Below are 24,668 nucleotides of genomic sequence, written 5' to 3' on the forward strand. Positions count from 1 at the left end.
CGGTCGACCTACGCTCGGTCGGGTGACCCCCGATCGAGACGACGGCGACTCAGCCCTGGACGTCCGGGAGGTCGGCGAGGTTGCTCGCGAGGCGGCGGACGTCGCGCTGGGGTCGGTCCCGGCCCCGCGCCCCGAGGTCCTGGCCCGCGTGCTCGACGGGCTCCGCGACCTGCCCGCCGCCCGGCCCGCGCCGGCCGACGTCCCCGGCGACGGCGCCGGGAACGCCCTGCCGCTGCCCCGCCGCCGCTCCTGAGCTCCTTCGCCGCGGGCGAACGCCCGCCGGGCCGACAGCGGGGCGCGGGCGACCTACCGTGGTCGCGGGACACGTCCCGGCGTGTCGCGGATCGAGCGTGTGGCGATCCTGGCGTGGGACGCCAGGAAAGCCGCATTCCTCGAACACCGACGGAGGAGGCGCACGATGACCGTCCCCGACCCCGGCCACCCCGACGCGCGGCCCGGTGGACGCCCGGCGAGCGGGCTCGACCCGATGCCGTCCTCGGTGCCACCGCCACCCCTCGGTGAGCGCCCGCCCCCGCCCCGCCCCGACCCCGGTGACCCGTCCCCGGGCGGCACGCTCGTCCTCGTCGCCGCCGGCCGCGACGACCGGCGGCGCCACGTCGTCGACGTCACCACCGGCGAGCTGGGCGACCCGACCGGCCTGCGCGCCCGCTGCGGGGCGGCCGTCGAGCGCGTCGTGCCCGGCCTCCGGGCGGAGCAGGCCGACTGCCCGGGCTGCGCGGTGTCCGCGCACCGCTGAGGCGACGGGGTGGCGTTGCAGACACTGAACGTCCGCGGAGCCACTCCGCTGACACGCCCTACTCGTCGTCGGGGCCGGCGCGGCGGACGCAGAGGAGGCGGTCGCCGCGCTCGAGGGCGTCCACCTCCGGGGCGTCGATGGCGTGGACGTGCCCGTCGCGCACGACCCCGAGGACGATGTCGCGCAGGTGGCGCGGGGACCCGCCGATCTCGGCCTCGGTCACCGTGCGCTCGCCGATGCTCATGCCCGCCTCGGGCGAGATGAGGTCCTCGACCACCGAGACGACGGCGGGCGTGGTCGTCGCCATCCCGAGCAGGCGCCCGGCCGTCTCCGCGGACACGACCACCGAGTCGGCGCCGGACTGGCGCAGCAGGTGCACGTTCTCCGCCTCGCGCACGGCCGCCGTGATCGTGATCTTGGGGGCCATCTCGCGGGCGGTCAGCGTGACCATCACGGCCGTGTCGTCGCGGTTGGTCGCGACGACCAGGGCCGTCGCGTGCGGCAGGCCCGCCGTGCGCAGCACCGACGACTGGGTCGCGTCGCCGCGCACCGTCACCAGCCCGAGCGCCGACGCCGCGTCGAGGCGCCCGCGGTCGGTGTCGACGACGACGATGTGGTCGACGTCGTGGCCGTCGCCGCGCAGCGTCGTCACCGCGGCCTGCCCCTTCGTCCCGTAGCCCACGACCACCACGTGGTTGCGCACGCGCGACCTCCACCGTCGGATGCGGAACGCCTGCCGGGACCGTTCGGTGAGCAGCTCGACCGTGGTGCCGACCAGGACGATGAGGAACAGCAGGCGCAGCGGCGTGATGACGAGGATCGTCCACAGCCGCGCGGACTCGGTGACCGGGACGACGTCGCCGTAGCCGGTGGTCGAGAGCGAGACCGTCGCGTAGTAGAACGCGTCGATCAGCCCGATGCCGTCGTCGTTGTTGTTGTCGATGTAGCCGTCGCGCTGGAAGTAGACGATGAGCGCGGCCGCCGTCAGCGCCCCCAGCGCCAGGAACAGGCGCCGCAGCAGCGCGACGACCGGGCCGACGCGGCCCTCCGGCATGAAGACCGTGGCCCCGGCGGCCGGGCCTCCCGGGACGTCACGCGACACCCGGCTCCGCAGGACCATGCCCGGGCCCTCCCCACCGACGTGACACGACTCGGCGGGCCCGCTGCCGCGCCGGGGGGAGGTTACCCGCGCGGTGGGTCAGGTCGCCGGGTACCGGTGGTAGCCGGGGAAGTTGCCGTAGAGGTTCTCCCCGGGCGGGCCCTCGGTGACGGCCTGCACGAGGTACTCGCCGCCGACGAACGCGCCCTTCCACGACTCGCCGCGCCCGCCGAACGCCTCGTCCTTGTCGCCGCGGGAGCGCAGCTTGTTGATCCCGACCTTGAACGCCTGCACCTGCTCGGCGAGGCGCTCGGCGTGGGCGGTGTCGTCGGAGGCGATGCTCGCGACCAGCGCGCCGTTCGAGGCGTTCATGTTCGCGAGCAGCTCGGCCTCGGTGTCGACGACGACGATCGAGTCGACGGGCCCGAACGGCTCCTCGTGCATCAGCCGCGACGCCCCCGGCGGGGCCAGCATCGACACCGGCGCGTGGTAGGCCGAGGTGTCCTGACCGGGCAGGAAGGTGCCGTTGTCCTTGCTCCCGCGGTACATCGGGACCGCGCCGTGGCGCAGGGCCTCCTCGACGCTGTCGTCGAGCTCCTGGGCCTTCGACGCCGAGATCAGCGGGCCGAAGTCGAGGGCCGGGAGGTCGTCGGTGGACCCGGACGAGCCCTGCTCCACCGCCAGCGGGTGCCCGAAGCGGACCCCGTCGAGCACGGGCAGGTAGGTCGCCAGGAACTGGTCGACGAGCTTGCGCTGCACGACGAAGCGCGGGTAGGCGGTGCAGCGCTGCTTGGCGTACTCGAAGCCCTTCTTGAGGATCTCCGAGAACGACTCCCAGTCGGAGAACTCCCAGATGCCCCAGGTGTTGAGGCCCTCCTGCTCGAGCATGTGCCGCTTGCCGGTGTCGGCGAGCTGCGCGGCCACCTTGCCGCCGTTGGAGCGCCCGCCGACGAAGGCCAGCGCGCCGATCTCGGGCGAGCGGATCAGGGCGTCGGAGAGCTCGGAGCCGTCGCCGGAGAGCAGTGTGACGGGCAGGCCCTCGCGCGCCATCAGCGCGTGCGCGACGGTGAGCGTCATCCAGCCGCCCTGCGTGGGCGTCTTGGCGACGACGCCGTTGCCGGCGAGCAGCTGCACGAGCTCGGCGTGCACCTGCACGCTCATCGGGTAGTTCCAGCTCGCGATGTTCGAGACCGGCCCCTCGAGCGGCACCCGCTTGGCCGGGGCGCCCTCGACGTCGCGCGCGAGCATCCCCTCGATCTCGTCGACGTACCAGCGCACGCCGGAGATCGCGCGGTCGACGTCCGAGCACGCCGCCTTCCAGGGCTTGCCGATCTCCCACGCCAGCAGCAGCGCGAGGTCGTCGCGCGCGCCCTCGATCGCGTCCAGCGACGCGGAGACCTTGCGCCGGCGCTCGTCGAGCTCGGTGCCCGCCCAGCCCCGGTGGGTCTGCGCGGCGCGCTGGACGGCGTCGGTCGCGGTCGCCGCGTCGAGCTTGAGCATCGTCCCCAACGACGACCCGTCGTTGGGGCTGATCTGCTCGGAGGGCGTGCCGACGGCCCGCCACTCCCCGTCGATGAGGTTGGCGGGCCCGTCGTCGGTGAAGGCCTCGCCCACCAGATCGCGCACCCGGCCGGTCACCGCGGACCAGGTGAAGTGCTCGGGCACGTGCAGGGTGGTGTCGTCGCTCATGGCCGTCCTCCCGTGGCGGTCTGGGCGTCGAACGACCCTAGGCATCCCGACCCGGCGGCGGGAACCGCCGGACCGGAGGGGCCGGGCACGGATCCGGCGGGGATCACCACGCCGCGTGACCCGCGAACGGGACGAACCGGACAGCGTCGCCTCAGCGTTCCGCGGTGAGGAACGACGCCTTCCCGTTGAGCCGCTGCGTCAGCGGGTCGAACTCGCGACCCCAGCCCTCGGCCACGGCGGTGGCGCGGGCCCGCTCGGTGCGCCACCCGTGCGCGGTCAGCCAGTCGGACGGGTCGGTGCGGTCGTCGGTGTGGATCAGCTCGGTCATGTCGACGCCGATGTTCGCCGCCACGCGCCGGAACGCCGGGTCGGCGAGCTGGTCGCCGAGACCCGCGAAGTCCTCGATCGCGAGGCGGGACCCGGGCGCGGAGCGCTCGTCGACGGCGGCGAGCAGCGCGTCCTGCGCCTCGGCGGGCAGGTAGGGCAGCAGCCCCTCCGCGAGCCAGGCGGTCGGCGCGGCCCGGTCGAACCCGGCCGCGTCGAGGGCGCCGGGCCAGTCGTCGCGCAGGTCGACCGCGACGGCGCGGCGGTCGCAGCGCGCCCGGTCGTCGCCGATGACCTCGTCCTTGAAGGCCAGCACGGCGGGCTGGTCGATCTCGAAGAGCGTGGTGCCCGCGGCCCAGTCGAGGCGCTGCGCCCGGGCGTCGAGGCCGGCGGCCAGGATCACGGCCTGGCGCACGCCGGCGTCCCCCGCGGCGGTGAAGAACTCGTCGAAGAAGCGGGTCCGCACCCCCATGTAGCCCGACATCATCTGCCAGAGCTCGTCCTCGGAGGCGTCCTCCGGGTCGGACTCCAGCGGGACCGGGCGGGTCGGCAGCGGCGTGGGGGGCGCGGCCGCGTCGACGAAGCGCTCGGCGTACGGGTCGGAGATCAACGCGTCGCTGCGGTGGGTGTCGACCGACCGCCCGGCGGCCACGACGAGCGCGGTGAGGCCCACGCTCGACACGATGTCCCACTGCTCGTACCGGTTCACGGTGTCCCGCCTCCCGAGAAGAAGTTAGTTCGCCTAACGATCTATCTGGTGGGCGATTTTCACAACGTCCCGTGAGCGAGCCAACACGTCCAGTGACACTGCGCAGCGGGTCGGGAGACCCGTCGCCGAACGGTCCCCCCGCACGGGTGAATAGTTGAAATCTTGAGTCAGAGGCTGGGCACTCTCGCGTCACCACTCGTGACAGCGACCTGCGTCGGGCTCGCCACCGTCCCTCGACGGTGTCACGCTCCAGCGCGGTCGACCGGGACGGCGTACGGAAGCCGGCGCCGAACGTGGAGGAGGACCGATGGACCACGATCCCCGGTGCTGCGCTCGTGTCGATCCCCCCGACACCGACCTGACCGAGACCCCGATGACCGACATCCCCATGGCCGACACCGACCCCGCCGACCTCTCCGTCGAGCTCCCCACCGAGCTGAGCGTCGAGGACGCCGAGCGGATCGACTGGGTCGAGGCGCAGACCGAGCTGGACCGGTGCGACGGGTACGTCGTGCTCGCCGTCGACCCGCAGACCGGCGAGGTCGACGCCCACGGCCCGTTCCCGGGCCTGGACGCGACCGAGATCGCGGACGAGATGCGCGAGGACCTGGACCGCGAGGGGCTCGACGACGTCGTCATCCGCGTCGTGCGCTGGCATCAGGACCGGACGGACGACAGCGCGGCGTGATCCCGGGCAGCCCGGCCGGCGCGACTCAGCGCCCCAGGGTCGCCAGGATGCCGGCCGCGATCCCGTCGGCGTAGCGCTGCCGTCCCGCCGGATCGGCGACCACGCGCGCCTCGGCGGGGTTCGCCATGTTCGCGCACTCCACCAGCGCCGACGGCACCCGCGCGAGGCTGAGCCCGGCGAGGTCGGGGCGGCGGTCGATCCCCGCCTCGCCCCGGTAGGTCGACGGCGTGAACCCCTGCTCCTCGAGGCCCGCGACCAGCGCCCGCCCGAGCGCCGCCGACGGCTCCCGCTGCGACGGGGCCAGCGGGGGGTCGGAGAGGGCGACGTGGAACCCGCGCCCGTCCCGGGTGGCGCCGTCGGCGTGGATCGAGACGGTGAGCGCGGCCCTCGATCCGTCCGGGGCTGCGTCGTTCGCGATCGCCGCCCGCCGGTCGACGCACGGCCCGACCCCGGTGTCGTCGGGGCGCGTGGAGCGCACCTCGACACCCCGCGCCTCCAGCAGGCGCGTCACCCGCGCCGCGACGTCCCACGCGAACGCGTGCTCGGTGTAGCCGTCCGCCGTCGCCGTGCCGGTGGTGTTGCACGGCTTGGTGCCGCCCCGCCCGTCGGGCACCTCGCGCCCGATCTCCTCGGCGGCGTCGGCGTTCCCGCCGTTGTGACCGGGATCGAGGACGACGACGGGAGCCGGGGCCGGTGCGGGCGACGGGGTGGCCGCGCGGGCGACGGGCGCGGGCTCCGGTCGCGGGGACGGCGCCGGGGGCGGCGGCGGCGACCCGCACCCGGCGAGCACGAGCAGCATCCCGAGGAGCAGCGTGCGCTGCGCGCATGTGAGCACTTCTGAGTGTCCCAGCACTCAGCAGTGCTCACGTGGGCCGGAGGCCCACCCTCGCGGCGACGCCCCGCGGGCGACGAGCACCGGGTCGTAGCGGCCGGGCGTCGCGGACATCGCGACCTGGTCGGTGACGCCCTGATAGGCGCCGAGCGCGGTGTCGGCGGTGAAGGTCTCGGGATCGAGGTAGCGGTGCTCCTCGGTGCTGTCCGCCGTCGCGTGCGCCCAGTCCCGGTCGAAGAGCCCGAGCGACAGGATCCACAGCGCGACGCGGGTCAACGACACGTGCACGTGGTACGAGCCGCCCTCGACCGCCCGCCGGCGCAGCGCCGCGACGACCCCGGCCTGCGCGAGCCACGGCACGATGTAGTCGTTGACGACGAGGATCGGCGGCAGGCGCGGGACGTCACCCCCGCCCTCGAGCAGCATCATCCCGCTCACCGAGCCGGCGGTCTGGTCGAAGCCCGGCCGCCCCGCCCACGGGCCCTCGAGACCGTGCAGCGACACCGTCACCGCCACGATCCCCGGCCGCTCGACCGCGACCTGCTCGGGACGCAGCCCGACCTCGTCGAGGAACGCCAGGCGGCGGTTGTGGAAGAACACGTCGGCGCCGGCGACGAGGCCGGAGAGCTCGTCACGGTCGCGGCGCGGGTCGAGCCAGGACGAGCGCATGCCGACGTTCGCGGACGCGTAGGTCGTCTCGTGCTCGGTCTCGCCGAGGCGCCAGAGGTTGAGGACGTCCGCGCCGTGCAGGGCGAGCGAGCGCCCGAAGCCGGCGCCGGCGATGACGTGGCCCATCCCGAGGGCCCGCAGCCCGGAGAACGGCAGCTCGCCGGCCGGGGGCAGCGGTTCGGGGTCGCTGTCGCCGATCCGCGTGACCTCGACGAGCGGGAGGCCCGCGAGCGCGTAGGTGTACTGCGTGGTCGCGAGCATCTCGGGCAGCGTGCGCACCATCGGCATGACGACCCCGGCCGCCGACGCCGCCTCCTCGAGCTCGTCGGCCCGCCACCGCCCGATCGCCTCGCTGACCGCGGCCTTGGTCAGCGGCACCCCGAGCAGCTCCTGGGCCCGCAGCCGCAGGTTGGGGTACATGTTCTGCGGCATCACGAAGCGGCCGTCCGCGCAGCGGAAGAACGAGAACCCCATCGCGTTGCCCCGCTCCACGCTCGACGCGACGGGGTAGCCGCCGAGGCGCTCCCAGCGCCGGTCGTAGAACGGGCACAGCCGGTGCGGCGCCGCGCGGAGGTCGACGTGGACGTCCTGGCCGGGCCCGCCGCGGTCGCGGTGCAGCGCCGCGGCGGCCACCGACTTCGCCAGCAGCCCGATGCTCGCCGCCGCCCCGACGCGCACGGGGCTGGGCACGACGGGGTCGCGCCCGGTGACGGTGACGGCCCCGCCGGCGTCCCCCGACGACAGCCCGAGCGGGGCGAGCACGTCGTCGAGCTCGGCGACCGGGTCGAAGCCGTCGTCGCCGGTGAGCGGGTGCGCCCACGCGTGCTCGAGACGGCTGGTCAGAGCAGACACTCGGGGACCTCCACGAATCGGGCGCGCAGGAACTCGGCCACGGCCTTGCCGGCGATGTCGGGCCGGCCGTTGGACGACGCCCCCTTGCCGAGGACGTCGTGGACGACGAAGTGCACGGCCCGCAGGCCGGGGAACTCGTGGCGTTCGACGACGACGCCGGCGGCGTCGGGGAAGAGCGCGCGCAGCCGCTCGGTGGTCAGCGTGCCGCGCAGCCACTCCCAGGCCTCGTCCCGGGCCCAGAACCCGACGTTGGAGTTGCCGCCCTTGTCCCCGCACCGGCCGTGCGCGACGAGCCCCAGCGGCGCGCGCCGGGTCGGGCCGAGGTCGGGCACCGGCGGCGCGTCGTCGGAGGGCCGCTGCCCGGCGGCGGGCACCCGGACCGGCGTGTCCTTGACCGGCGTGCGCCGCCCGTCCGCGGTGACGACGACGTGGTCGAGCACGTCGACCGGCACCAGCGCCGGCCAGTACTCGACCACGGGCGCGCACACCTTGAGCGGGTTGACGTAGAGGCCCGGGTAGCCGGGCAGGAAGAGGCCCGTCATCGGGGCGACGAACCGCCGCGCGTCGACCTGGTCCTTCGCTCGCGCCTGCGCCGTCACGAGGATCTGCTGCGCGGCCGCCCACTGGTCGGGCGGGTCCTCGACGGGCGCGCCGATGCGGTCCACCCGTAGGAGGCCCAGGTCGAGGCCGGCGGTGATCCGCTCGACGTGCGTGCGCAGCAGGGCGACCTTGGCCTCGAGGTCGAGCCCGGTGGCGTAGAAGGCGACGCTCGACTCGAAGCCGCCGGGCGCAGTCATGGCGAGCTTGGTGGTGGCCGGCGGCGGGGAGCCGGTGACGCCGGCGATCTCGACGCGGTCCGGGCCGACCTCGGTGAGCGCGACGTCGTCGAGGTGGACGGTGACGTCGGGGTTGAGGTAGGTCGGGCCCTGGATCTCGTAGAGCAGCTGGGCCGTGACGGTGTCGGTGGTGACGGTGCCGCCGGCGCCGTCGTGCTTCGTGATCACGGCCGTGCCGTCGGCCGCGATCTCGGCGATCGGGTAGCCGAGGTCGTCGACGCGCGGCACGGCGGTGAAGCCGGAGAAGTTGCCGCCGGTGGCCTGGGGCCCGCACTCGATGACGTGCGCGGCGGTGACGGCCCCCGCGAGGGCACCCCAGTCCTCGGTGCCCCAGCGGTGCCACCACGCCGCCGCGCCGACCGTCAGCGAGGCGTCGGTGACCCGCGGGCAGATCACGACGTCGGCGCCGCCCGCCAGCGCCGCGGCGATGCCCCAGCCGCCCAGGTAGGCGTTGGCGGTGGTCGGCTCGAGGCCCGCGTCGGCGAGCGGGACGCCCGTGTCGAGGTGCTCCAGCGCGCCGAGGGTGTCGAGCCGCGCGGACAGGTCGTCGCCCTCGACGTGCGCGACGACGAGGTCGAGGCCGGCGTCGGCGATCACGCGCCGGACCTCGCCCGCGAGGCCGGCCGGGTTGAGCCCGCCCGCGTCCACCACGAGCCGCGCCCCGCGCTCGGCGAGCAGCCCGACGGCGTCGGTGAACTGCGCGAGGAAGCTCTGGGCGTAGCCGAGCGAGGGGTCCTTGGCCCGCTCGAGCGCGAGCTGACGCAGGGTGGGTTCGGCCAGGTAGTCGCCGGTGACGACGTCCACGGGGCCGGCGAGCGCGTCCCGGAGCCCGGAGAACCGGTCCCACAGCCACCCGGCGCAGTTCGCGATGCGGACGGGCCGCCCGTCGGGGCTGGTGTCGGCCACGTGACCTCCCGGAGGCTCGGCATGAACGGTCAGGCCTGACCGTTCCCGGAGTCTCCTCCCGCCCCACCCGTTCTGCCGAGTGGCCTGGATCACAAAAGACTGAGAGCAACCTGAGCGTCAGTCACCCGTATGGCTCAGTGCTTCTGAAGATCACCCCTCTACCGTTCAAGGGCGCCGACCGCTGGTCGGTACGGACGTTCGAGCCCGACCCCGGTCGGGCCAGGGGGGACTCGCATGAAGACGCTCGCGCTCGCCCTCGGGGGCCTCGCCGCCGCGTGGATGGCCGCGCCGACCGTGGCCATGGCCGCCCACGGCACGATCGACGACCGCACCCGGGCCGCCTGCCGCGCGACGCCGGTGCGGCAGCGCTTCGCCGCCGTCCCCGCCCCGCGCCGCGCGCCCGTCGCGGAGCGCATCCCGGCCTGACCGCCGGACCGGGCGGGCCGGTATACCCACGGCATGCGCACCCTCGAGGTCACGAAGCTGCGGGACCTGACCGGGCCCGGGCACACCGACGACTACGGGATCGGCGGCACCGACCTGGGCGCCGCCGCCCTCGCGCCCGACGGACGGCTCGTCGCGGTCTTCGGCGACACGTTCGAGAGCAGGGAGGCCGGCGGGCGCGGCTGGCGCTCCCCGGTGATCCTCTTCGGCGACGCCGCGTCGGTCCGCGGCGACGGCGGCGTGCGGTGGACCGGCTCCGCGGGCTCCGGCGGCGCCTACGCCGAGCAGGTCGTCTCCTACCGCCACAACGCGCGGATCGGCGGGCGGTTCGGCGGGCTCATCGGCGGCACGCGGATCACCACGCAGCTCCCCACCGACCTGATCACCGTCGGCGACGAGATGTACCTGCACGTGATGGCGTGCGAGGGCCTCGGCAACGTCCACTGGACCGAGATCCACCGCTCCCGCGACAACGGCGTGACCTGGGAGTCGACGGGCCTGAGCTGGCCGGGTGGGCACCTCGGCGGGCTGTTCCAGATGCTGACCTGGGAGCTCGGCCCCGACGGCTACGTCTACGCGCTGACCACGGGGTTCCAGCGCGACAAGGGCCTGCTGCTGCACCGCGTCCCCGCCGACCGGCTGCTCGACGCCGCGTCGTGGGAGGGCTGGGGCTTCTCCGGCGGGGCCTGGGCGTGGGGGAACGCCCCGACGCCCGTGCTCCCCGGCGCGTTCGGCGAGCTCTCGCTGCGCCGGGTCGGCGACCAGTGGTGGCTCGCGGCCTTCGACGCCGGCCACTACCGCGTCGACCTGATCCCCCTGCCCCAGGGGCCGACCACCGACCTCACCACCGCCGAACGCCTCACCGTGATCGCGGGCTGCGGCTGGGGCGACGAGGACCACGGCTGCGGGCGGGTCGCCCAGTGCTACGGCGGCTACATCCTGCCCGGCTCCACGCCCGAGGAGATGCACCTCGTCGTGAGCCAGTGGCACACGAACGACAACTGGCCCTACCGCGCGATGCACTTCCGCACGCGGATCGGGGCGTGACCTGTCAGGCCGCGACCTCGCGCGCGAAGACCACCGTGTTGTCGCGGTAGGAGCCCGCGCCGCGGTCGAAGCTCCCGCCGCAGGTGATCAGCCGGAGCTCCGGACCGCGGGTGGGCCCGTAGACACGCTCGCTCGGGAACGCGTCCTTCGGGAACACCGCGACCTCGGTGACCTCGAACGTCACCGTCGCCCCGTCGGCACGCGTCACCGCCGCGCGGTCGCCGGGGCGCAGCCGGCCGAGCTCGTAGAACACCGAGGGTCCGGACGTCGCGGAGTCGACGTGGCCGATGAGGACCGACGGGCCCTGACGCCCCGGGGTGACCGAGTAGCGGAACCAGGCGGCGTGGTCGTAGCCGGGCGTGCCCTCGGCGGGCACCTCCATGGTGCGGTCGGGGTTGAGGCCGACCTGGTCGACCGGCGAGTCGACCCGGATCGCGGGGATGCGCAGCGTCGCCGGCGGGGACGAGGTGCCCAGCGGCTCGGCGGTCTCGACCTCCCGCCCGGCGACCACCGACGCCGGGGGCGGCGGGCCGGTCTCCGACGCGAGGGCCGGGGCGGGCGGCGGCCCCGACTGGTGCGTGAACGCCCAGCCCACGAGCCCGAGGCCCAGCACGGCGAGCACCACCGCGCCCGCGACCATCGCCCACCGGAGGCGATCGGGTCCGCGCGGCTCGGGGTCGATGTCAGGGTCGAGGTCGGGAGCGAGGGCGTCGTCCGCTGCGTCGGAGGCAGCCGGGGAGTCCCTCGCACCCTCGGGGTCGGCGTCGCTCACCCCGTGCTCCTCCCGCTCACCGGTCCTCGGCCCCACTGGTACACCGCACGGCAGCACCCGTACACGCGGCGACCCCGCACACCGGACGGGTGTGCGGGGTCGCCGGGACGCGATCAGCTGTCGGTGCGACGACGCCGCTCGGCGGTCGCGCCCAGCGCGCCCGCACCCGCCAGGGCGAGCGCCCCGGCACCGATCAGGCCGGCGTGCTCGACACCCGAGGTGGAGCCGCCACCGGTGGCCACGCCACCCGAGGGCGTCTGGCTGGCGCCGCCACCCGAGCCCGAGCCGCTGCCCGAACCGCTGCCCGACCCGCTGCCCGAGCCGCCCGCGCCACCAGCACCACCGGCGCCACCCTCGCTGCCGGAGCCGTCGGCGTTGGCGCCGCCCGGGGCCCCGGTGCCGCCCGCACCGCCGCCACCGGGCTGGGTCCCGGCCGCACCGCCCGGCTGGCCCTCGGCACCCGCACCCGGCGCCACCGGCGCACCCGCACTCGGCGCGCCGGGTGCGCCGGCACCCGGAGCCCCCGGAGCTCCCTGCCCGGCGGCGGCGCTCGGCGCGCCGGCCCCACCGGGCGGCGGTGCCGGCTGGCCCTGCGAGCAGCCCGCCAGGATGCCGAGGCCGAGGGCGCCGAAGAGCGCCGGAGCCACGATCAGACGCGCCCTGCTGGTAGAGATCACGGTCTTCCCCTCACGTTCGTCGCGGCACGCCAGGCCCCCACCGGGGCGTGACGCGGTCGCCGGAACCCTTCCCTGCTCACGCACCGCGCACACACAGATGCAGGACGAGGTTGCGCTGAACGGCCGCGCACAACCTGTCGAACGGCCGTCGTGATCGGCACTGTCGATCACTACATTCCTGCCGGTGCTCGGCATCGTGCGGCCCTGCCGCCACCACCTCTCCCCCGCGCTGCACCGGCGCTGGATGGCCCACCTCTGCGGCACCTGTCTGTCGCTGCGCGACGGGCACGGCCAGCTCGCCCGGACGGCGACGAACGTGGACGCGCTGCTGATCTCCGTGCTCACCACGGCCCAGAGCAGCGCCGACGACGGGGAGCGGCGGGCCGGGCCGTGTCCCGCCCGCGGCATGCGCACGGCCACCGTGGCCGCCGGCGACGGTGCCCGGCTCGCCGCCCACGCCGCGCTGCTGCTCGCCGCCGGGCACCTCACCGACCACGTCGACGACGCCCAGGGCGTCCTGCGCCACCGCCCTGCGGCCGCGCTGACGAGGAAGGTCGCCGACCGCTGGAGCGCGCGGGCCCGCGCCACCGCCCCGGCCGGGTTCGACCCGTCGGCGCTCCTCGCCGTGCCGGCCCGCCAGTACGCGGTCGAGCACGCCGGGGGCGCGGTCACCCTGGAGGAGGCCACCGCCCCCACGGCCGACGCGGTGGCCGCCGCCTTCGCGCACACCGCCGTCCTCGCCGGCCGCCCCGGCAACGCGGCACCGCTGGCGACGGCCGGGGCGGCGTTCGGGCGGCTGGCCCACCTGCTCGACGCGCTCGACGACCTCGACGACGACCGGAGCGCCGGGCGCTGGAACCCCGTCGACGCGACCGGCGCGGGCGTCGCGGCGACGCAGGCGACGGCCCGCCGCCAGGTCGAGATCCTCGGCGCGTCGATCCCCGTCGTCGAGCTGCCCTCCCCGCACGCCCTCGACGCCCGGCTCGCCCACCGCCTGCTCGTCCACGAAACCGACCGCGCGGTCACGCGCACGTGCGTCCGGATGGAGCAGCCGTCCACCGACAAGCCGCCGCATCCTGGCGACCGCACGCCCGCCCGTCCGCCGCGTGGGTTCGTCGCCGGCTGTGCCGCGGCGGCCGGCCTCTGCTGCACCGGACAGCTCTGCTGCACCGACCCGATCGTCGGGCCGTGGAGCGGGCAGCCGCGGCCCAACCCCTGCGCGAGCTGCTGCGACTGCACCTCGTGCAGCTGTGACTGCTGCGACGCCTGCTCGGGCGACGGGTGCTGTTGCGACGGGTGCTGCTGCGGCGACTGACGGCAACGCGCCCGACGAACGGGCGAACTCGCGCGCCGAATCGGCGACCCGCCGTTGCCGACCCGCTCCCGCGCCGTTGGACCCGTCCGGGTGATGCTGGTCCGCGCCCCCGCAGCAGCACCTCGGTGGGCACGCGGGAGCCGAGCAGGAGCGGAGGCACGAGGAGCGCATGTCGCAGGCGACGCTGGTGGCCGGGCGGTACCAGCTCGGTCCCGCTCTGGGCCGTGGCGGCATGGCAGACGTGCACGCGGGGCTCGACGTGCGCCTCGGACGCGAGGTCGCGGTGAAGGTGCTGCGCTCCGACCTCGCCCGCGACCCCTCGTTCCGCCTGCGCTTCGAGCGCGAGGCCCAGAACGTCGCCGGGCTCAACCACCCCGGCATCGTCGCCGTCTACGACACCGGCGAGGTGGCCGCGGAGGGCGTCGGGCTGCCGTTCATCGTCATGGAGTACGTCAGCGGCTCCACGCTGCGCGACCTGCTCCGCGTGCACGGCCCGATGCCGCCGGAGCGCGCCTGCGCGGTGATGGCCGACGTCTGCGCGGCGCTGGGCTACAGCCACGAGAACGGCGTCGTGCACCGCGACGTGAAGCCGGCCAACATCATGATCACGCCCGGCGAGGTCGTGAAGGTGATGGACTTCGGCATCGCCCGGGCCCTCACCGAGACCGGGCCCGCCCTCACCGGCGACATGGTCATCGGCACCGCCCAGTACCTCTCCCCCGAGCAGGGCCTCGGGCAGGAGGTCGACGCGCGCGCCGACGTCTACGCCGCGGGCTGCGTGCTCTTCGAGCTGCTCACCGGCGAGCCGCCCTTCACCGCGGACAGCCCGGTCGCGATCGTCTACCAGCACGTGCGGGAGGACCCGCCGCTGCTCGCGACCCTCGCGCCGCCCGGGGTCAGCGTGTCCCCCGACCTCGAGGCCGTCGTGCGCCGCGCGATGGCGAAGAACCCGGACAACCGCTACGAGACCGCGGCCGACATGCGCGCGGACCTGCTCCGCGTGCTGGCCGGCGAACGCCCGGACGCGCCCGGGGTGCTCGACGCCCACGACACCGGCGCCGTCACCGACGACCAGGGCCTGGACACGGGTCGGTGGACCGACCCCGGCCGTCGTCGGCGCCGGGGCACCGCCGACCCCGCCGACACCGCCGAGACCGTCCTGTCGCCCGAGCTCGCCCGTTCCGGCGGTCGGCGCAGCGCCGACGGTGGCCGCACGGGGGCGCACGCGGCCGTGCGGACCGGCCGGTCCCGCCGGCGCTACGGGGTCGTCGCCGCGGTGCTGCTCGTGCTGCTCGGCGGCGGGTGGTGGCTGCTCGGACCGTCGGACAGCGAGGTGCCCCGCCTCGTCGGGCTCACCCGCGACGACGCGGTCCGCGCGCTCGCCGACGCGGGGCTGGCCCCGATCGTCGTGCCGACGGCGTCGCCGCCCGACCAGGTCGACCGCGTCGTGGGCGCGACCCCCGACGTCGGGGCGCGGGTCGACGAGGCGTCGGCGGTGACGCTGCGCATCGGGCGCGGTCCGGGGCTGGTCCAGGTCCCGCTGCTCGTGGGCCGCAGCCCGGAGGCGGCGCGCGTGGCGGCCGAGGGGGCGGGCCTGGTGCTCACCCCGGTGCCGAAGACCCGCGAGACCAACGACCCCACCGAGGTCGGCCAGGTCGTCGGGCAGGACCCGGTGCCCGGCTCGCTACGGCCGCCGGGCGGCTCGGTGGAGCTCGTCATCGGGCAGCGGCGCGCGACGCTGCAGATCCCGGACGTCATCGGCCGCACCCGCGCGTCGGCGGAGTCCACGCTCGAGGGCGTCGGGCTGGAGGTCTCGGTCCGCGAGGTCGACACCGGCGGCGGGGCGGGCACCGTCGTCACCGTCCAGCCCGGCGTCGGCACGGCGGTCCCGCGCGGCAGCACGGTGACGCTGGACGTCGTGCGCGAGGGGTCCGCGCCGAGCTCGGGGGCGCCGTCGGGCGGCAGCGGCGACACCGGGTCCGGCGGGGGCGGGCAGACCGAGGGCGGCGACGGGTCGACCGGCACGGACGGCAGCGGTGACGGCGACACCGGCGAGGGCGACACGGACGGGTCGTCGGACGACGGCTTCTTCGACGGCCTGTTCTGAGCGTGCCCCTCGGCCGATCGCCGGCCCGACTGGACCCCCCGGACGGCCGATCAAGAGAGGCCGCCTGCCGCTCGATGCAGAGGGTGACCGCACGACGGCCCGCCTGCACCGAGGGACGTGATCCACGATGTTCCGCCGCTCGACCCGCCCCACCCCCCTGTTCCCCGCCGACGCGGCCACCGAGGGCACTGCCGAGGGAGCCGCCGGTTCCGCCGGTTCCGCCGCCCAGGACGCCGGTCCCCGGCACACGCGCCGCGCCCGGCAGCGCAAGGCCGACGACGCCGCCGCGCTGCGCGCCCGCCTCGAGCGGGTGGAGCGCCGCCTCGCCGAGGTCGGCTCGGTGCAGGTCACGGCGCACGGGAGCGCCATCGACAACGCCGTCGCGCGCCGCGACCCGCTGACGCGCCCCTTCGCCGCGCCGCTCCCCCGCCCGGTGGGCGAGCTCCCCGGCGCGCGGCGGTCGGTCACGGCCCCGCTGCGCCGCCCCGCCTGAGCCCCGGCACCCACTGCCGGATCACCGGTGACCGGGAGTGACAGCACGGCGCGATTATCGCGAACCCTCTGGATGGCTCCCCCCTCGCGAACACAGACTGTCACCACCACGGGCGTCCCGTCCCGGGGGAGGTGACGTCTCCGGGCCCGACGGTCCGGTGCGCGAGGGAGGACACCCGGTGCATCCCGTGGAGCCCGTGCCCCGGTCGGCGGCCGGTCGCCGGGCGGCGCGCGGCCGGCCGCTCACGGCGCCGCAGCTCGAGCTGACCCACGGTGACCGCCGGATGGTCGTGCCTCCCGGGCAGCCGGTGACCATCGGACGCGACGAGGCCGCCGGGTTCCAGGTCGTGCACCCGCTCGTGTCGCGCGTGCACGTCGAGCTGCGGCCGCTGCCCACGGGGTGGGAGCTGGTCGACCGCAGCCAGAACGGGGTGTTCGTCGCCGGCGAGCGCCTCCAGCAGCTGCGATTCTCCCCCGGCGCGACACCCCGCCTGACGCTCACGCTCGGTGTCGGTGGTCCGGAGGTGTCGGTGCTGCTGCGGGCGGTCGGCGCCGACCCGGGCGCCCCGCCGGTGCCGATGCTCGCCCCGCTCGTCCCGCCCGCGCAGCGTCCGCCCCGGCGGGAGGCACCCCCCGCCCCCGAGCCGGCGCCCGAGCAGGTCGGCCCGAGCCAGCAGGGTCGCTTCTCCGCGGTGCACCGGCTGCCGCCCGCGCCGCCGTCGCCCGGACCCGCGGCGCCCGCCGTTCCGGCCGGGCCACGCGGCCGGATCCGCATCGGCCGCGAGACCGACAACGACGTCGTCGTCAGCGACCTGCTCGTCTCCCGCCACCACGCCGAGCTGGTCGCCGACGGCGCGGGCGGCTGGGAGCTGATCGACCTCGGCAGCCCCAACGGCACCTACGTCGACGGCCGCCGCATCCACCGCGTGGCGCTGCGTCCCGGGATGCTCGTCGGCATCGGGCACGCGCTGTTCCACCTCGACGCCGCCCCGGACGGATCGGTCCGTCTCGTCGAGCGCGAGGACGCCGGGGCGATCGCGTTCCGCGCGCAGGACCTGGTGGTGCGCACGTCGAAGGGCAAGACCCTGCTCGACCGGGTCGGGTTCGCCCTCGAGGAGAACAGCCTGCTCGCGGTGGTGGGCCCGTCGGGTGCGGGGAAGTCGACGCTGCTGCGCGCACTGACCGGGTTCCGGCCCGCCGACGAGGGCGTGGTCACCTACGCCGACCGCGACCTCTACGCCGACTACGACGAGCTGCGCCAGCGCATCGGCCTGGTGCCGCAGGACGACATCCTGCACCCGCAGCTCACCGTCCGGCGCGCCCTCGCCTACGCGGCCCGCCTGCGGTTCCCGTCCGACACGACCTCCGACGAGCGCGACCGGCGGATCGCCGACGTCATCGGCGAGCTGGGCCTCTCCGATCAGGCCGACCAGCGCATCGACTCCCTCTCCGGCGGCCAGCGCAAGCGCACCTCGGTCGCCCTCGAACTCCTCACCCGGCCGTCGCTGCTCTTCCTCGACGAACCCACCAGCGGCCTCGACCCCGGCCTCGACAAGTCCGTCATGCGCACCCTGCGCGGACTCGCCGACGACGGCCGCACCGTCGTCGTCGTCACCCACAACGTCGCCAACCTCGACGTCTGCGACCGCCTCCTGCTCCTGGCGCCGGGCGGCACCGTCGCCTACTTCGGGCCACCCCAGGAAGCCCTCGCCTACTTCGGCGTCACCGACTTCGCCGACCTCTTCCTGCTCCTCGAGCGGCAGTCCGGGGCGGAGTGGGCGGAGCGGTTCCGGCGCTCGCCGCTCGGTGAGCGCTACATCGGCACGCCGCCGGCGTCGCGTCCGGTCCCGCGCGCGGCGCCCGCCGCCCCCGTCGCGGCCGCACCACCACGCCAGCAGTCCGCGCCCGCCCAGTTCGGGGTGCTCTGCCGCCGCTACCTCGCGGTGATCGCCGCGGACCGGCAGTACACGATCTTCATGGTGGCGCTGCCGCTGCTGCTGGCGGCGCTGTCGCACGCGCTGCCCGTGGACACCGGGCTCTCGCTCGGCGAACAGCTGCGCGGGGTCTCCGGCGCCCCGCAGAGCCTGCTCATGGTGTTCGTCGTCGGCGCCGCGCTGATGGGCTCGGCCGCCTCGATCCGCGAGCTCGTCAAGGAACGCGAGATCTACCGCCGGGAACGGGCGATCGGGCTCTCCCGCGGCGCCTACCTGCTGTCCAAGGTGGTCGTGCTCGGCTTCGTCACGGGCCTGCAGGGCGTGGTGCTGGGCGTCCTCGGCCAGATCGGCCGCCCGGCGCCCGACGAGGCGGTCGTGCTCGGCGACCCGCGCCTGGAGATCATCGTCGCGATCGCGGCCATCAGCATCGCCAGCATGGCGGTGGGCCTCGCGGTGTCGGCGTGGATCGACAACGCCGACCGCGGCATGCCGTTGCTGGTGCTCCTCGCGATGCTGCAGTTCATCCTGTCCAGCGCGCTGCTGCAGATCCAGGACAGCCCCGTCCTCGCCCAGCTCTCGTGGTTCGTCCCGGCCCGCTGGGGCTTCGCGCTCGGCGCCTCGACGATCGGGGTGCGCTCCGGCCCCGGGGTCCCGCCGCCCTACACCGACGCCGAGCCGCTGTGGGACCACGACGCGGCCACCTGGCTGTTCGACCTGGGCGCCCTCGCCGGCGTCACCGTGCTGTTCGTCGTCGTCACCGCGCTGCTGCTGCGGCGCCTCGATCCCCGCGCCGGGAGGGCACGATGAGCATCACGCGGTCCGCGGGCGAGCAGACCACGGCGCGCTACGTCCCGGTCCCCGCGGACGCGCCCCGGGCGGACGAACACGCCTTCGTGCCGACCGCCGTCCCGTCGCCGCGGCCTTGCACGGGGGAACCGGTCCGGTCGGTCACGCCGGACCTGCCCGTGCTCCCGCCGGGCGCCGGATCCGTCCGGCGTCCCACGGCTGCGCCGCCGCGACGGCGCGGGCGGCTCCTGCTCTGGGCGGCCGGGGGCCTGGTGGTCGGGCTGCTCGGCGTGCTCGTGATGCTGGTCGTCGTCGGCTGGCCGCCCGGGTCCGCCCTGCGCGGATCGGCCGGCGAACCGGGCCCGGCGGTGCCCGCCGCGGTGGGCCCGGGGGCACCGGGCGTGGCTCCGGTCGTCCCGACGGGCCGGCTCGCCGCGGCGTTCCCGGACGTCGCCGCGCTCGGCGACCGCTGCACGCCCTACCGTCCCGGCGCCGAGCAGTACGTGACGTCGACCGGTGCCCGCCCCGTGGCCGTGGTGCTCTGCGACTACGGCGCCGCGGTCCCCGGCGGCTTCGTCTACTACACGGAGTGGTCAACCCCCGCCGACGCCCGGCAGTGGCACGACGACCAGCGGGGATGGGGCCCGAGCCTCGACGGGCTGACCGAATGGGGCCACGGACCCGACCAGCGCCAGGGACCACTGCACCGGCGTGTTGCGCCCGACGGCACGGTCTACGCCACCGCCGCCTACGCCGAACGGCCCTACACCTTCGACATCGTCACCCGTTCGACGGAGGACTCCAACCGCATGTTCCCGGCGATGCACCTGCTCCCGGCTGCGCAGCTGCCCTCCTGACGGTCACGCTCCGGCGGCGCCGGGCGTGACGAAGAGTAAGGAAACTCTGCGAAATGTGTGAGGCCTATGGCTTGGCCCGGGGCGATCACACATACTCTCGGTGACTTTCATCCGGGGCGAGGTCACCCCCGGGGAGCCACGATCCAGGAGAGCGCCGCATGAGCACCGAGGCCCCGGGCCAGACGCCGCCGTCGTCGGGCGAGCCCGCGGAGACGTTCGGTCCCTACCGCCTCGAGGAACGGATCGGCCGCGGCGGGATGGGCGAGGTGTTCCGCGCCTTCGACACCTCCCGGCAGCGCACCGTGGCGGTCAAGCGGCTGCACGGCGGCCTCGCCGACGACGGCGACTACCAGGAGCGCTTCCGCCGCGAGTCGCGCACGGCCGCGCGCCTGTCGTCGCCGCACGTCATCCCGATCCACGACTTCGGCACCATCGACGGCCGCCTCTACATCGACATGCGCCTGGTCTCGGGCGTCGACCTCGCCGAGGAGATCGAGCGGCACGGCCGCCTCGACCCGCGGCGCGCCGTCGAGATCGTCCGCCAGACCGCCGACGCGCTGGACGCCGCCCACGACGACGGGCTGATCCACCGCGACGTCAAGCCGTCCAACGTCCTCATCACCGCGCACCGCGGCCGCGACTTCGTCTACCTCGTCGACTTCGGCATCGTCCGCGCGATGGGCGGCGACACGAAGAGCTCGCTCACCGGCACCGGCTCCGCGATCGGCACGCTCGCCTACATGGCCCCCGAGCTGTTCGTGGGCCGCGAGATGGACCGGCGCGTCGACGTCTACGCGCTGGGCTGCCTGCTCTTCGAGGCGGTCGCCGGGCGCCCGCCCTTCGTCTCCGAGGGCCCGGGCCTCATGTACGACCACCTCAACGAGACCCCGCCGCGCCTCTCCGAGGTCGCCCCCGGCTCGCCGCCCGCGCTCGACGCGGTGCTGGCGCGGGCGATGGCGAAGGACCCGGCGCAGCGCTACGCCACGGCGGGCGACTTCGCCGACGCGGCCATCACCGCGGTCGGTGGCGACGCCGCCACCGTCGCCACGCCGCCGGTGACGGGTCCCGAGGACGCGACGACCCGCTCCGCTGCCGCCGGCGTCGTCGGTGCGGGCGCTGCGGGCGCTGCGGGGATGGCGGGCGCCGGCGGGTCCGGCCCGCAGGGCGCCACCCCGACGCAGGTCCCCGGTCCGCGGCAGACCTCGGGGCCGCAGGCCCAGCCGTGGACCCCGGCCCAGGGGCCGTCGGGCCCGCAGGGGCCGTCACCGTTCGGCACGCCGCAGTCCGGCCCCCAGAGCTCCGGGCCCCAGGGCTCCGGACCGCAGCCCGCACCCGCCGCGTGGGGACCGACCCAGCCCGGCGGCACCCAGGGCTACGGGCAGCCCGGCTACCCCGGCACCGCGCCGCACCCGGGCTACGGCCCTCCCGGCTACGGCGGCACCGGGCAGTACCCGCCGCCTCCGGGCGCGAGCGGGCCGCAGGGCTGGTACGGCCAGCCGCCGCAGCCCCCGAAGAGCGGCAAGGGCAAGCTGATCGGGATCATCGCGGGCGTCGCGGCCGTGCTGCTGCTCGTGGTGGTCGGCGCGGTCGTCGTGCTCAACCAGAACAGCTCGCCGACCCCGGGCCCGATCACCACCACCGGCGCGCAGCCGCCCGTCAACGGCGGTACCGGCGGCAGCGGCACCGGCGGCAGCGGGACCGGGGGCACCACGCCGGGTGGCAACGGCACCTCCGCGCCCGCCGGGCAGGCGACGATGGCCCAGGTGTTCCCGGACGTCACGGGGTCCACGTGCCGGCCGTCCACGTCGAACGACCAGCTGACCACCAGCACCGGGGTCAACCCGACCGAGGCCTACATCTGCGACTTCTCCAGCGCCGCCCCCGGCGCCCGGGTGATCTTCGCCCGCTGGCCCGACGCGTCCGGTGCGCAGTCCTGGTACCAGGACACCGCCAACCTCGGGCCGCGCATCGAGAACTTCGACGTGTGGCGCGCCGGCGGCGTCGAGCAGGGCCCGCTGTACACCGCGGAGCGCAACGGCACCGTCTACTCCACGGGCATCTACTCGGGGCTGAACTACAGCTGGGAGATCCGCACCACCACGCTGGACCAGTCGAACGCCGTGTTCCAGCGGGTGCAGTTCCGCGCCAAGACCACCTTCGGCGGCTGACCGCCCCGGGACCGGTCCGGCGACACGACGTGATCGAGCGGTGAACACGCCGGGAGATGCCGGTGACCTGCTCTCGGGTGGCCACTACCGCCTCGGCACGCCCCTGACGGAAGCGGTGCGGGCGGCGCACGACGAGTGGGACGGCGGCGGGGACGATCACCTGGTCGCCGTGGCGCTCCCGCCCGACGACGGTCCCGGCGCGTTGGCGCGCGTCGCCCGCGACATCCGGCGCGCCGCGGCGCATCCCCGTCCCGGGCTCGCCCCGGTCCGCGACGTCGCGGCGGGTCGGGACCGTGCGCTGTGGCTGGTGCACGAGGCGCCCCGCGGGTCGCGGGGGCTGGGCGACGCCGGGGTCCTGCCGGCGGACCGGCTGCTCACGGTCGCCCTGGTCCTCGGTGAGGCGCTCGCGGCCGCCCATGCGGCGCGGCTCGTGCACGGCGGCGTCCGCCCGGCCGTCGTGCTCCTCGGACCGGGGGATGCCGCGACGCTGCTCGGCGCGCCCTCGGGACGGCGCCCGACCGACCGTCCCGGCGCCGAGGACGACGACGTGCGTGCGCTCGCCGGGATGCTCGCCGGGGTCCCGGTGGAGGGCGACACCAGCGATCTCGCCACCGACCTCGTCACGGTGCTCCGGCGCGTGGCGGACGACCGGTCGTCGGCGCCCGGGGAGCTCGGCGCCACGCTCCTGCGCGATCTGCGGGCGCTGGACGCTCCGGGCGACGGGGGCATCCGCGTCACCGACGTGATCGCGACCAGGGCACCGGGAGCGCCGGGAGCGTCGGCCGAGGGGCCGACCCGTCCCACGACCCGCCCGGACGCCGGTGGCGTGCCCCCACCGGATACCTCGGACCGGGCGACGGCGCGCGTGGGCGTGCTCCCGGCACCGCCCGCCCCACCCGGAGCTCCCGGAGCTCCCGGAGCTCCCGGAGCTCCCGGCCGGCCCGGACCGTCCCACCCGCGCGGCGCACCCGGACCCGTCGCACCGCGACCGGCCGGTCCGCCCCGGCCGCCGGTCCCCCCGCCGCCTCCGGCAGCTCCGGCAGCTCCGGCGGCGGACGACGGCACCCCACGGCGCCGCCGAGCGGTGGTGGCCGTCGCCGTCGCGGCGGCGGTGCTGCTCGTCGCCGTCGTCGCCGGGGTGGCGCTCCTGCCTCGCAGCGGCCCGCCGGGCGAGCCCGGCGACCGGGTCGTGCCCACCGTGATCGGGGACCCGCGCACCGTGGAGCCCTGCGGCCTCGTCGACCCGGCCGCCCTGGCCCCCGCCGCGCGGGTCGTCCCCGACCTCGGCAGCCCCGCCGCCTGCACGGTGGACGTGCCGGCGCCGGGCGGCGACGTCGCGGTCGTCGCGACCCTCGAGCCCGTCGCCACCGACGTCACCGCGGCGCCGGAGGAGCGGGTCGGCGCCCTGCTGGTGCGACGTCCCGCGCCGCTGCCGGGGGCGTGCACCCGCACGGTCGTGACCACCGAGGGCGTCCAGGTCGCGATCGACGCGCTGCTCCCCCAGGGCTCCGCGGCCGACCCGTGCGCCACCGCGGACGCCGCCACCGGCTCCACGGTCCGCGCCCTCGGGCGCGGCACCCCGCTGCCCCGCCGCACGGACGTCGACCCACCCTCCGCGCTCACGACGGTCGACACCTGCGCCGTGCTGTCCCCCGCGGACCTGACGGGCGTGCCCGGCCTCGACGCCTCCCGCGTGATCCCGGGCGTCGGCGGCTGGTCCTGCCGGTGGGGCAACAGCCCCGGCGGCCCCGGCGGCACCGTCGTCGACGTGGGCGTCGAACGCCGCCGCACCCTCACCGCGACCACCGACGTCGCGGGGCGGCCCGCTGCCGTCACACCGCGTCCGGGGTCGTGCGACGCCGCCGTCGTCCAGCGCGCCTACGAGGTGTCCGGCGGCAGCGGGCGGGTGGAGCTGCTCGAGGTCACGGTGGTCGGCGCGCGGTCCGGTGGCGATCCCTGCGCCGAGGCGACCCGCCTCGCCGCGGCCTCGGTGCCTCGCCTGCCGGCGCCGTGACCGGGTCGCCGGCGGGGTGTACGAACTCGACCGTGTGACGCAGACTGCCCGACCAGCGGTAACACCAGTGGGTGATCGTCCCGATACTGCGGCCGGGACCGTTCGAGGAGGCCACATGAGCAGCACCGGGATCGCCGAGCAGGTCACGGCGTCATGGCGGTGAGCGCACCGGCCGCGTCCGCGGGCGCCGGCCGTGGCCCGTGGATCGCGAGCGCGGCCCTCGGCGTGGCGATCGTCGTGGCGGCGGCCCTGTCCGTCCTCACCCTCGTCACCGCGCCGACGGCGCCGACGAGCAGCACCGAGACCGCGCCCGCGCCGGTCGCCGCCGCGCCGCCGAGTGCGGCGCCCGCCCCGGCGCCCGCCCCCGTCCCGGCCGGCACCCCGGCCGCCGCCGACACCGCCGGGCGCGCGCTGCCCGCCGCCGTCGCCACGGGCGTCCAGGGCCTCTACACCGCCCTCGGTGCCGGCGACCTCCCGGCCGTCGAGCAGCGCTACCGCCCGTCGGCCGCGTTCGACGCGGCGCCGTGGTCGGAGGTCGCCCCGCTGCTCGCCCAGCCCGCCAACCGCGAGCAGCTCCTCGCCGCACTGCGGGAGCCGCCGCAGCGCCGCTCGGGCATCTACCGCTACTCCGCGGGCGGCACCCGCGTCGGCGTCGACGCGCAGGGCCGCATGGCCTTCGTGCTGCTGCCCTGAT

Annotated in this window: 21 protein-coding genes; 13 read left to right on the top strand and 8 right to left on the bottom strand. The window is 76.0% G+C overall.

Annotation, left to right across the window (positions count from 1 at the left end; genetic code table 11):
• The first annotated feature begins 22 nt into the window (after nucleotides 1-22).
• Nucleotides 23-253 carry a hypothetical protein gene (locus tag WCD41_RS15225; protein WP_337714300.1) on the top strand — a complete coding sequence of 77 codons (231 nt, stop codon included), beginning with the start codon at nucleotides 23-25 and terminating at the stop codon, nucleotides 251-253.
• 165 nt (nucleotides 254-418) lie between these two features.
• Nucleotides 419-757, top strand: a complete 339-nt coding sequence (locus WCD41_RS15230) for a hypothetical protein (RefSeq protein ID WP_337714301.1) — start codon at nucleotides 419-421, stop codon at nucleotides 755-757.
• A 58-nt stretch (nucleotides 758-815) separates the two neighbouring features.
• Here WCD41_RS15230 and WCD41_RS15235 read toward each other — a convergent pair whose 3' ends face one another.
• From WCD41_RS15235 to WCD41_RS15245, 3 genes are all read right to left on the bottom strand, one after another.
• Complete coding sequence (locus tag WCD41_RS15235; protein WP_373695143.1) at nucleotides 816-1,877, bottom strand: potassium channel family protein; 1,062 nt, start codon at nucleotides 1,875-1,877, stop codon at nucleotides 816-818.
• 78 nt (nucleotides 1,878-1,955) lie between these two features.
• Nucleotides 1,956-3,545: an aldehyde dehydrogenase family protein gene (locus WCD41_RS15240; RefSeq protein ID WP_337714302.1), complete on the bottom strand. Its 1,590-nt coding sequence runs from the start codon at nucleotides 3,543-3,545 to the stop codon at nucleotides 1,956-1,958.
• A 151-nt stretch (nucleotides 3,546-3,696) separates the two neighbouring features.
• A complete protein-coding gene (locus tag WCD41_RS15245; protein ID WP_337714303.1) occupies nucleotides 3,697-4,578 on the bottom strand; it encodes an SAM-dependent methyltransferase in 882 nt (293 codons plus the stop codon).
• A gap of 307 nt (nucleotides 4,579-4,885) precedes the next feature.
• Between WCD41_RS15245 and WCD41_RS15250 the strand changes: the two genes are divergently transcribed.
• Entirely contained in the window at nucleotides 4,886-5,266 is a 381-nt protein-coding gene (locus WCD41_RS15250; RefSeq protein ID WP_337714304.1) for a hypothetical protein, read from the top strand.
• Between the two features lie 25 nt (nucleotides 5,267-5,291).
• On the opposite strand, the gene WCD41_RS15255 is transcribed toward WCD41_RS15250, so the two are convergent.
• The 3 genes from WCD41_RS15255 to WCD41_RS15265 are packed head-to-tail and all read right to left on the bottom strand — an operon-like array spanning nucleotide 5,292 to nucleotide 9,361.
• Complete coding sequence (locus tag WCD41_RS15255) at nucleotides 5,292-6,101, bottom strand: N-acetylmuramoyl-L-alanine amidase (protein WP_337714305.1); 810 nt, start codon at nucleotides 6,099-6,101, stop codon at nucleotides 5,292-5,294.
• Nucleotides 6,102-6,119: 18 nt separating this feature from the next.
• Nucleotides 6,120-7,619: a CoA transferase gene (locus tag WCD41_RS15260; protein ID WP_337714306.1), complete on the bottom strand. Its 1,500-nt coding sequence runs from the start codon at nucleotides 7,617-7,619 to the stop codon at nucleotides 6,120-6,122.
• Complete coding sequence (locus WCD41_RS15265) at nucleotides 7,607-9,361, bottom strand: acyclic terpene utilization AtuA family protein (RefSeq protein ID WP_337714307.1); 1,755 nt, start codon at nucleotides 9,359-9,361, stop codon at nucleotides 7,607-7,609. The genes WCD41_RS15260 and WCD41_RS15265 overlap by 13 nt, the downstream gene beginning before the upstream one ends.
• A gap of 234 nt (nucleotides 9,362-9,595) precedes the next feature.
• Here WCD41_RS15265 and WCD41_RS15270 point away from each other — a divergent pair, with 234 nt between their 5' ends.
• Both WCD41_RS15270 and WCD41_RS15275 read left to right on the top strand, forming a co-directional pair.
• On the top strand, nucleotides 9,596-9,787 hold the full coding sequence (locus WCD41_RS15270) for a hypothetical protein (RefSeq protein WP_337714308.1): 192 nt from the start codon (nucleotides 9,596-9,598) through the stop codon (nucleotides 9,785-9,787).
• 33 nt (nucleotides 9,788-9,820) lie between these two features.
• On the top strand, nucleotides 9,821-10,852 hold the full coding sequence (locus tag WCD41_RS15275) for a glycoside hydrolase family 183 protein (protein WP_337714309.1): 1,032 nt from the start codon (nucleotides 9,821-9,823) through the stop codon (nucleotides 10,850-10,852).
• Between the two features lie 4 nt (nucleotides 10,853-10,856).
• Here WCD41_RS15275 and WCD41_RS15280 read toward each other — a convergent pair whose 3' ends face one another.
• Nucleotides 10,857-11,624 carry a class F sortase gene (locus tag WCD41_RS15280; protein WP_337714310.1) on the bottom strand — a complete coding sequence of 256 codons (768 nt, stop codon included), beginning with the start codon at nucleotides 11,622-11,624 and terminating at the stop codon, nucleotides 10,857-10,859.
• A 113-nt stretch (nucleotides 11,625-11,737) separates the two neighbouring features.
• Nucleotides 11,738-12,301 (bottom strand): hypothetical protein, encoded by a 564-nt coding sequence (locus tag WCD41_RS15285; protein WP_337714311.1) that lies wholly within the window; start codon nucleotides 12,299-12,301, stop codon nucleotides 11,738-11,740.
• 184 nt (nucleotides 12,302-12,485) lie between these two features.
• Between WCD41_RS15285 and WCD41_RS15290 the strand changes: the two genes are divergently transcribed.
• The 8 genes from WCD41_RS15290 (at nucleotide 12,486) to WCD41_RS15325 (ending at nucleotide 24,667) form a co-directional block, all read left to right on the top strand.
• Nucleotides 12,486-13,616, top strand: a complete 1,131-nt coding sequence (locus WCD41_RS15290; RefSeq protein WP_337714312.1) for a DUF5685 family protein — start codon at nucleotides 12,486-12,488, stop codon at nucleotides 13,614-13,616.
• A 169-nt stretch (nucleotides 13,617-13,785) separates the two neighbouring features.
• Entirely contained in the window at nucleotides 13,786-15,723 is a 1,938-nt protein-coding gene (gene pknB, locus WCD41_RS15295) for a Stk1 family PASTA domain-containing Ser/Thr kinase (RefSeq protein WP_337714313.1), read from the top strand.
• Nucleotides 15,724-15,850: 127 nt separating this feature from the next.
• The gene (locus WCD41_RS15300) at nucleotides 15,851-16,216 is read left to right on the top strand and encodes a hypothetical protein (protein WP_337714314.1); all 366 of its coding nucleotides are present in this window, start codon (nucleotides 15,851-15,853) and stop codon (nucleotides 16,214-16,216) included.
• Nucleotides 16,217-16,394: 178 nt separating this feature from the next.
• Nucleotides 16,395-18,956: an ATP-binding cassette domain-containing protein gene (locus WCD41_RS15305; RefSeq protein ID WP_337714315.1), complete on the top strand. Its 2,562-nt coding sequence runs from the start codon at nucleotides 16,395-16,397 to the stop codon at nucleotides 18,954-18,956.
• Nucleotides 18,953-19,792: a hypothetical protein gene (locus WCD41_RS15310; protein WP_337714316.1), complete on the top strand. Its 840-nt coding sequence runs from the start codon at nucleotides 18,953-18,955 to the stop codon at nucleotides 19,790-19,792. Before WCD41_RS15305 ends, WCD41_RS15310 begins: the two co-directional genes overlap by 4 nt.
• A gap of 158 nt (nucleotides 19,793-19,950) precedes the next feature.
• Nucleotides 19,951-21,960 carry a serine/threonine-protein kinase gene (locus WCD41_RS15315; protein ID WP_337714317.1) on the top strand — a complete coding sequence of 670 codons (2,010 nt, stop codon included), beginning with the start codon at nucleotides 19,951-19,953 and terminating at the stop codon, nucleotides 21,958-21,960.
• 40 nt (nucleotides 21,961-22,000) lie between these two features.
• Nucleotides 22,001-23,974, top strand: coding sequence for a DUF3558 family protein (locus WCD41_RS15320; RefSeq protein ID WP_337714318.1), 1,974 nt, complete (start codon nucleotides 22,001-22,003; stop codon nucleotides 23,972-23,974).
• A gap of 159 nt (nucleotides 23,975-24,133) precedes the next feature.
• Nucleotides 24,134-24,667 (top strand): hypothetical protein, encoded by a 534-nt coding sequence (locus WCD41_RS15325; protein WP_337714319.1) that lies wholly within the window; start codon nucleotides 24,134-24,136, stop codon nucleotides 24,665-24,667.
• Nucleotide 24,668 lies beyond the last annotated feature (1 nt).

The sequence above is a fragment of the Actinomycetospora aeridis genome (assembly GCF_037400275.1).
In the GTDB taxonomy this organism is placed as follows: Bacteria; Actinomycetota; Actinomycetes; order Mycobacteriales; family Pseudonocardiaceae; genus Actinomycetospora; species Actinomycetospora aeridis.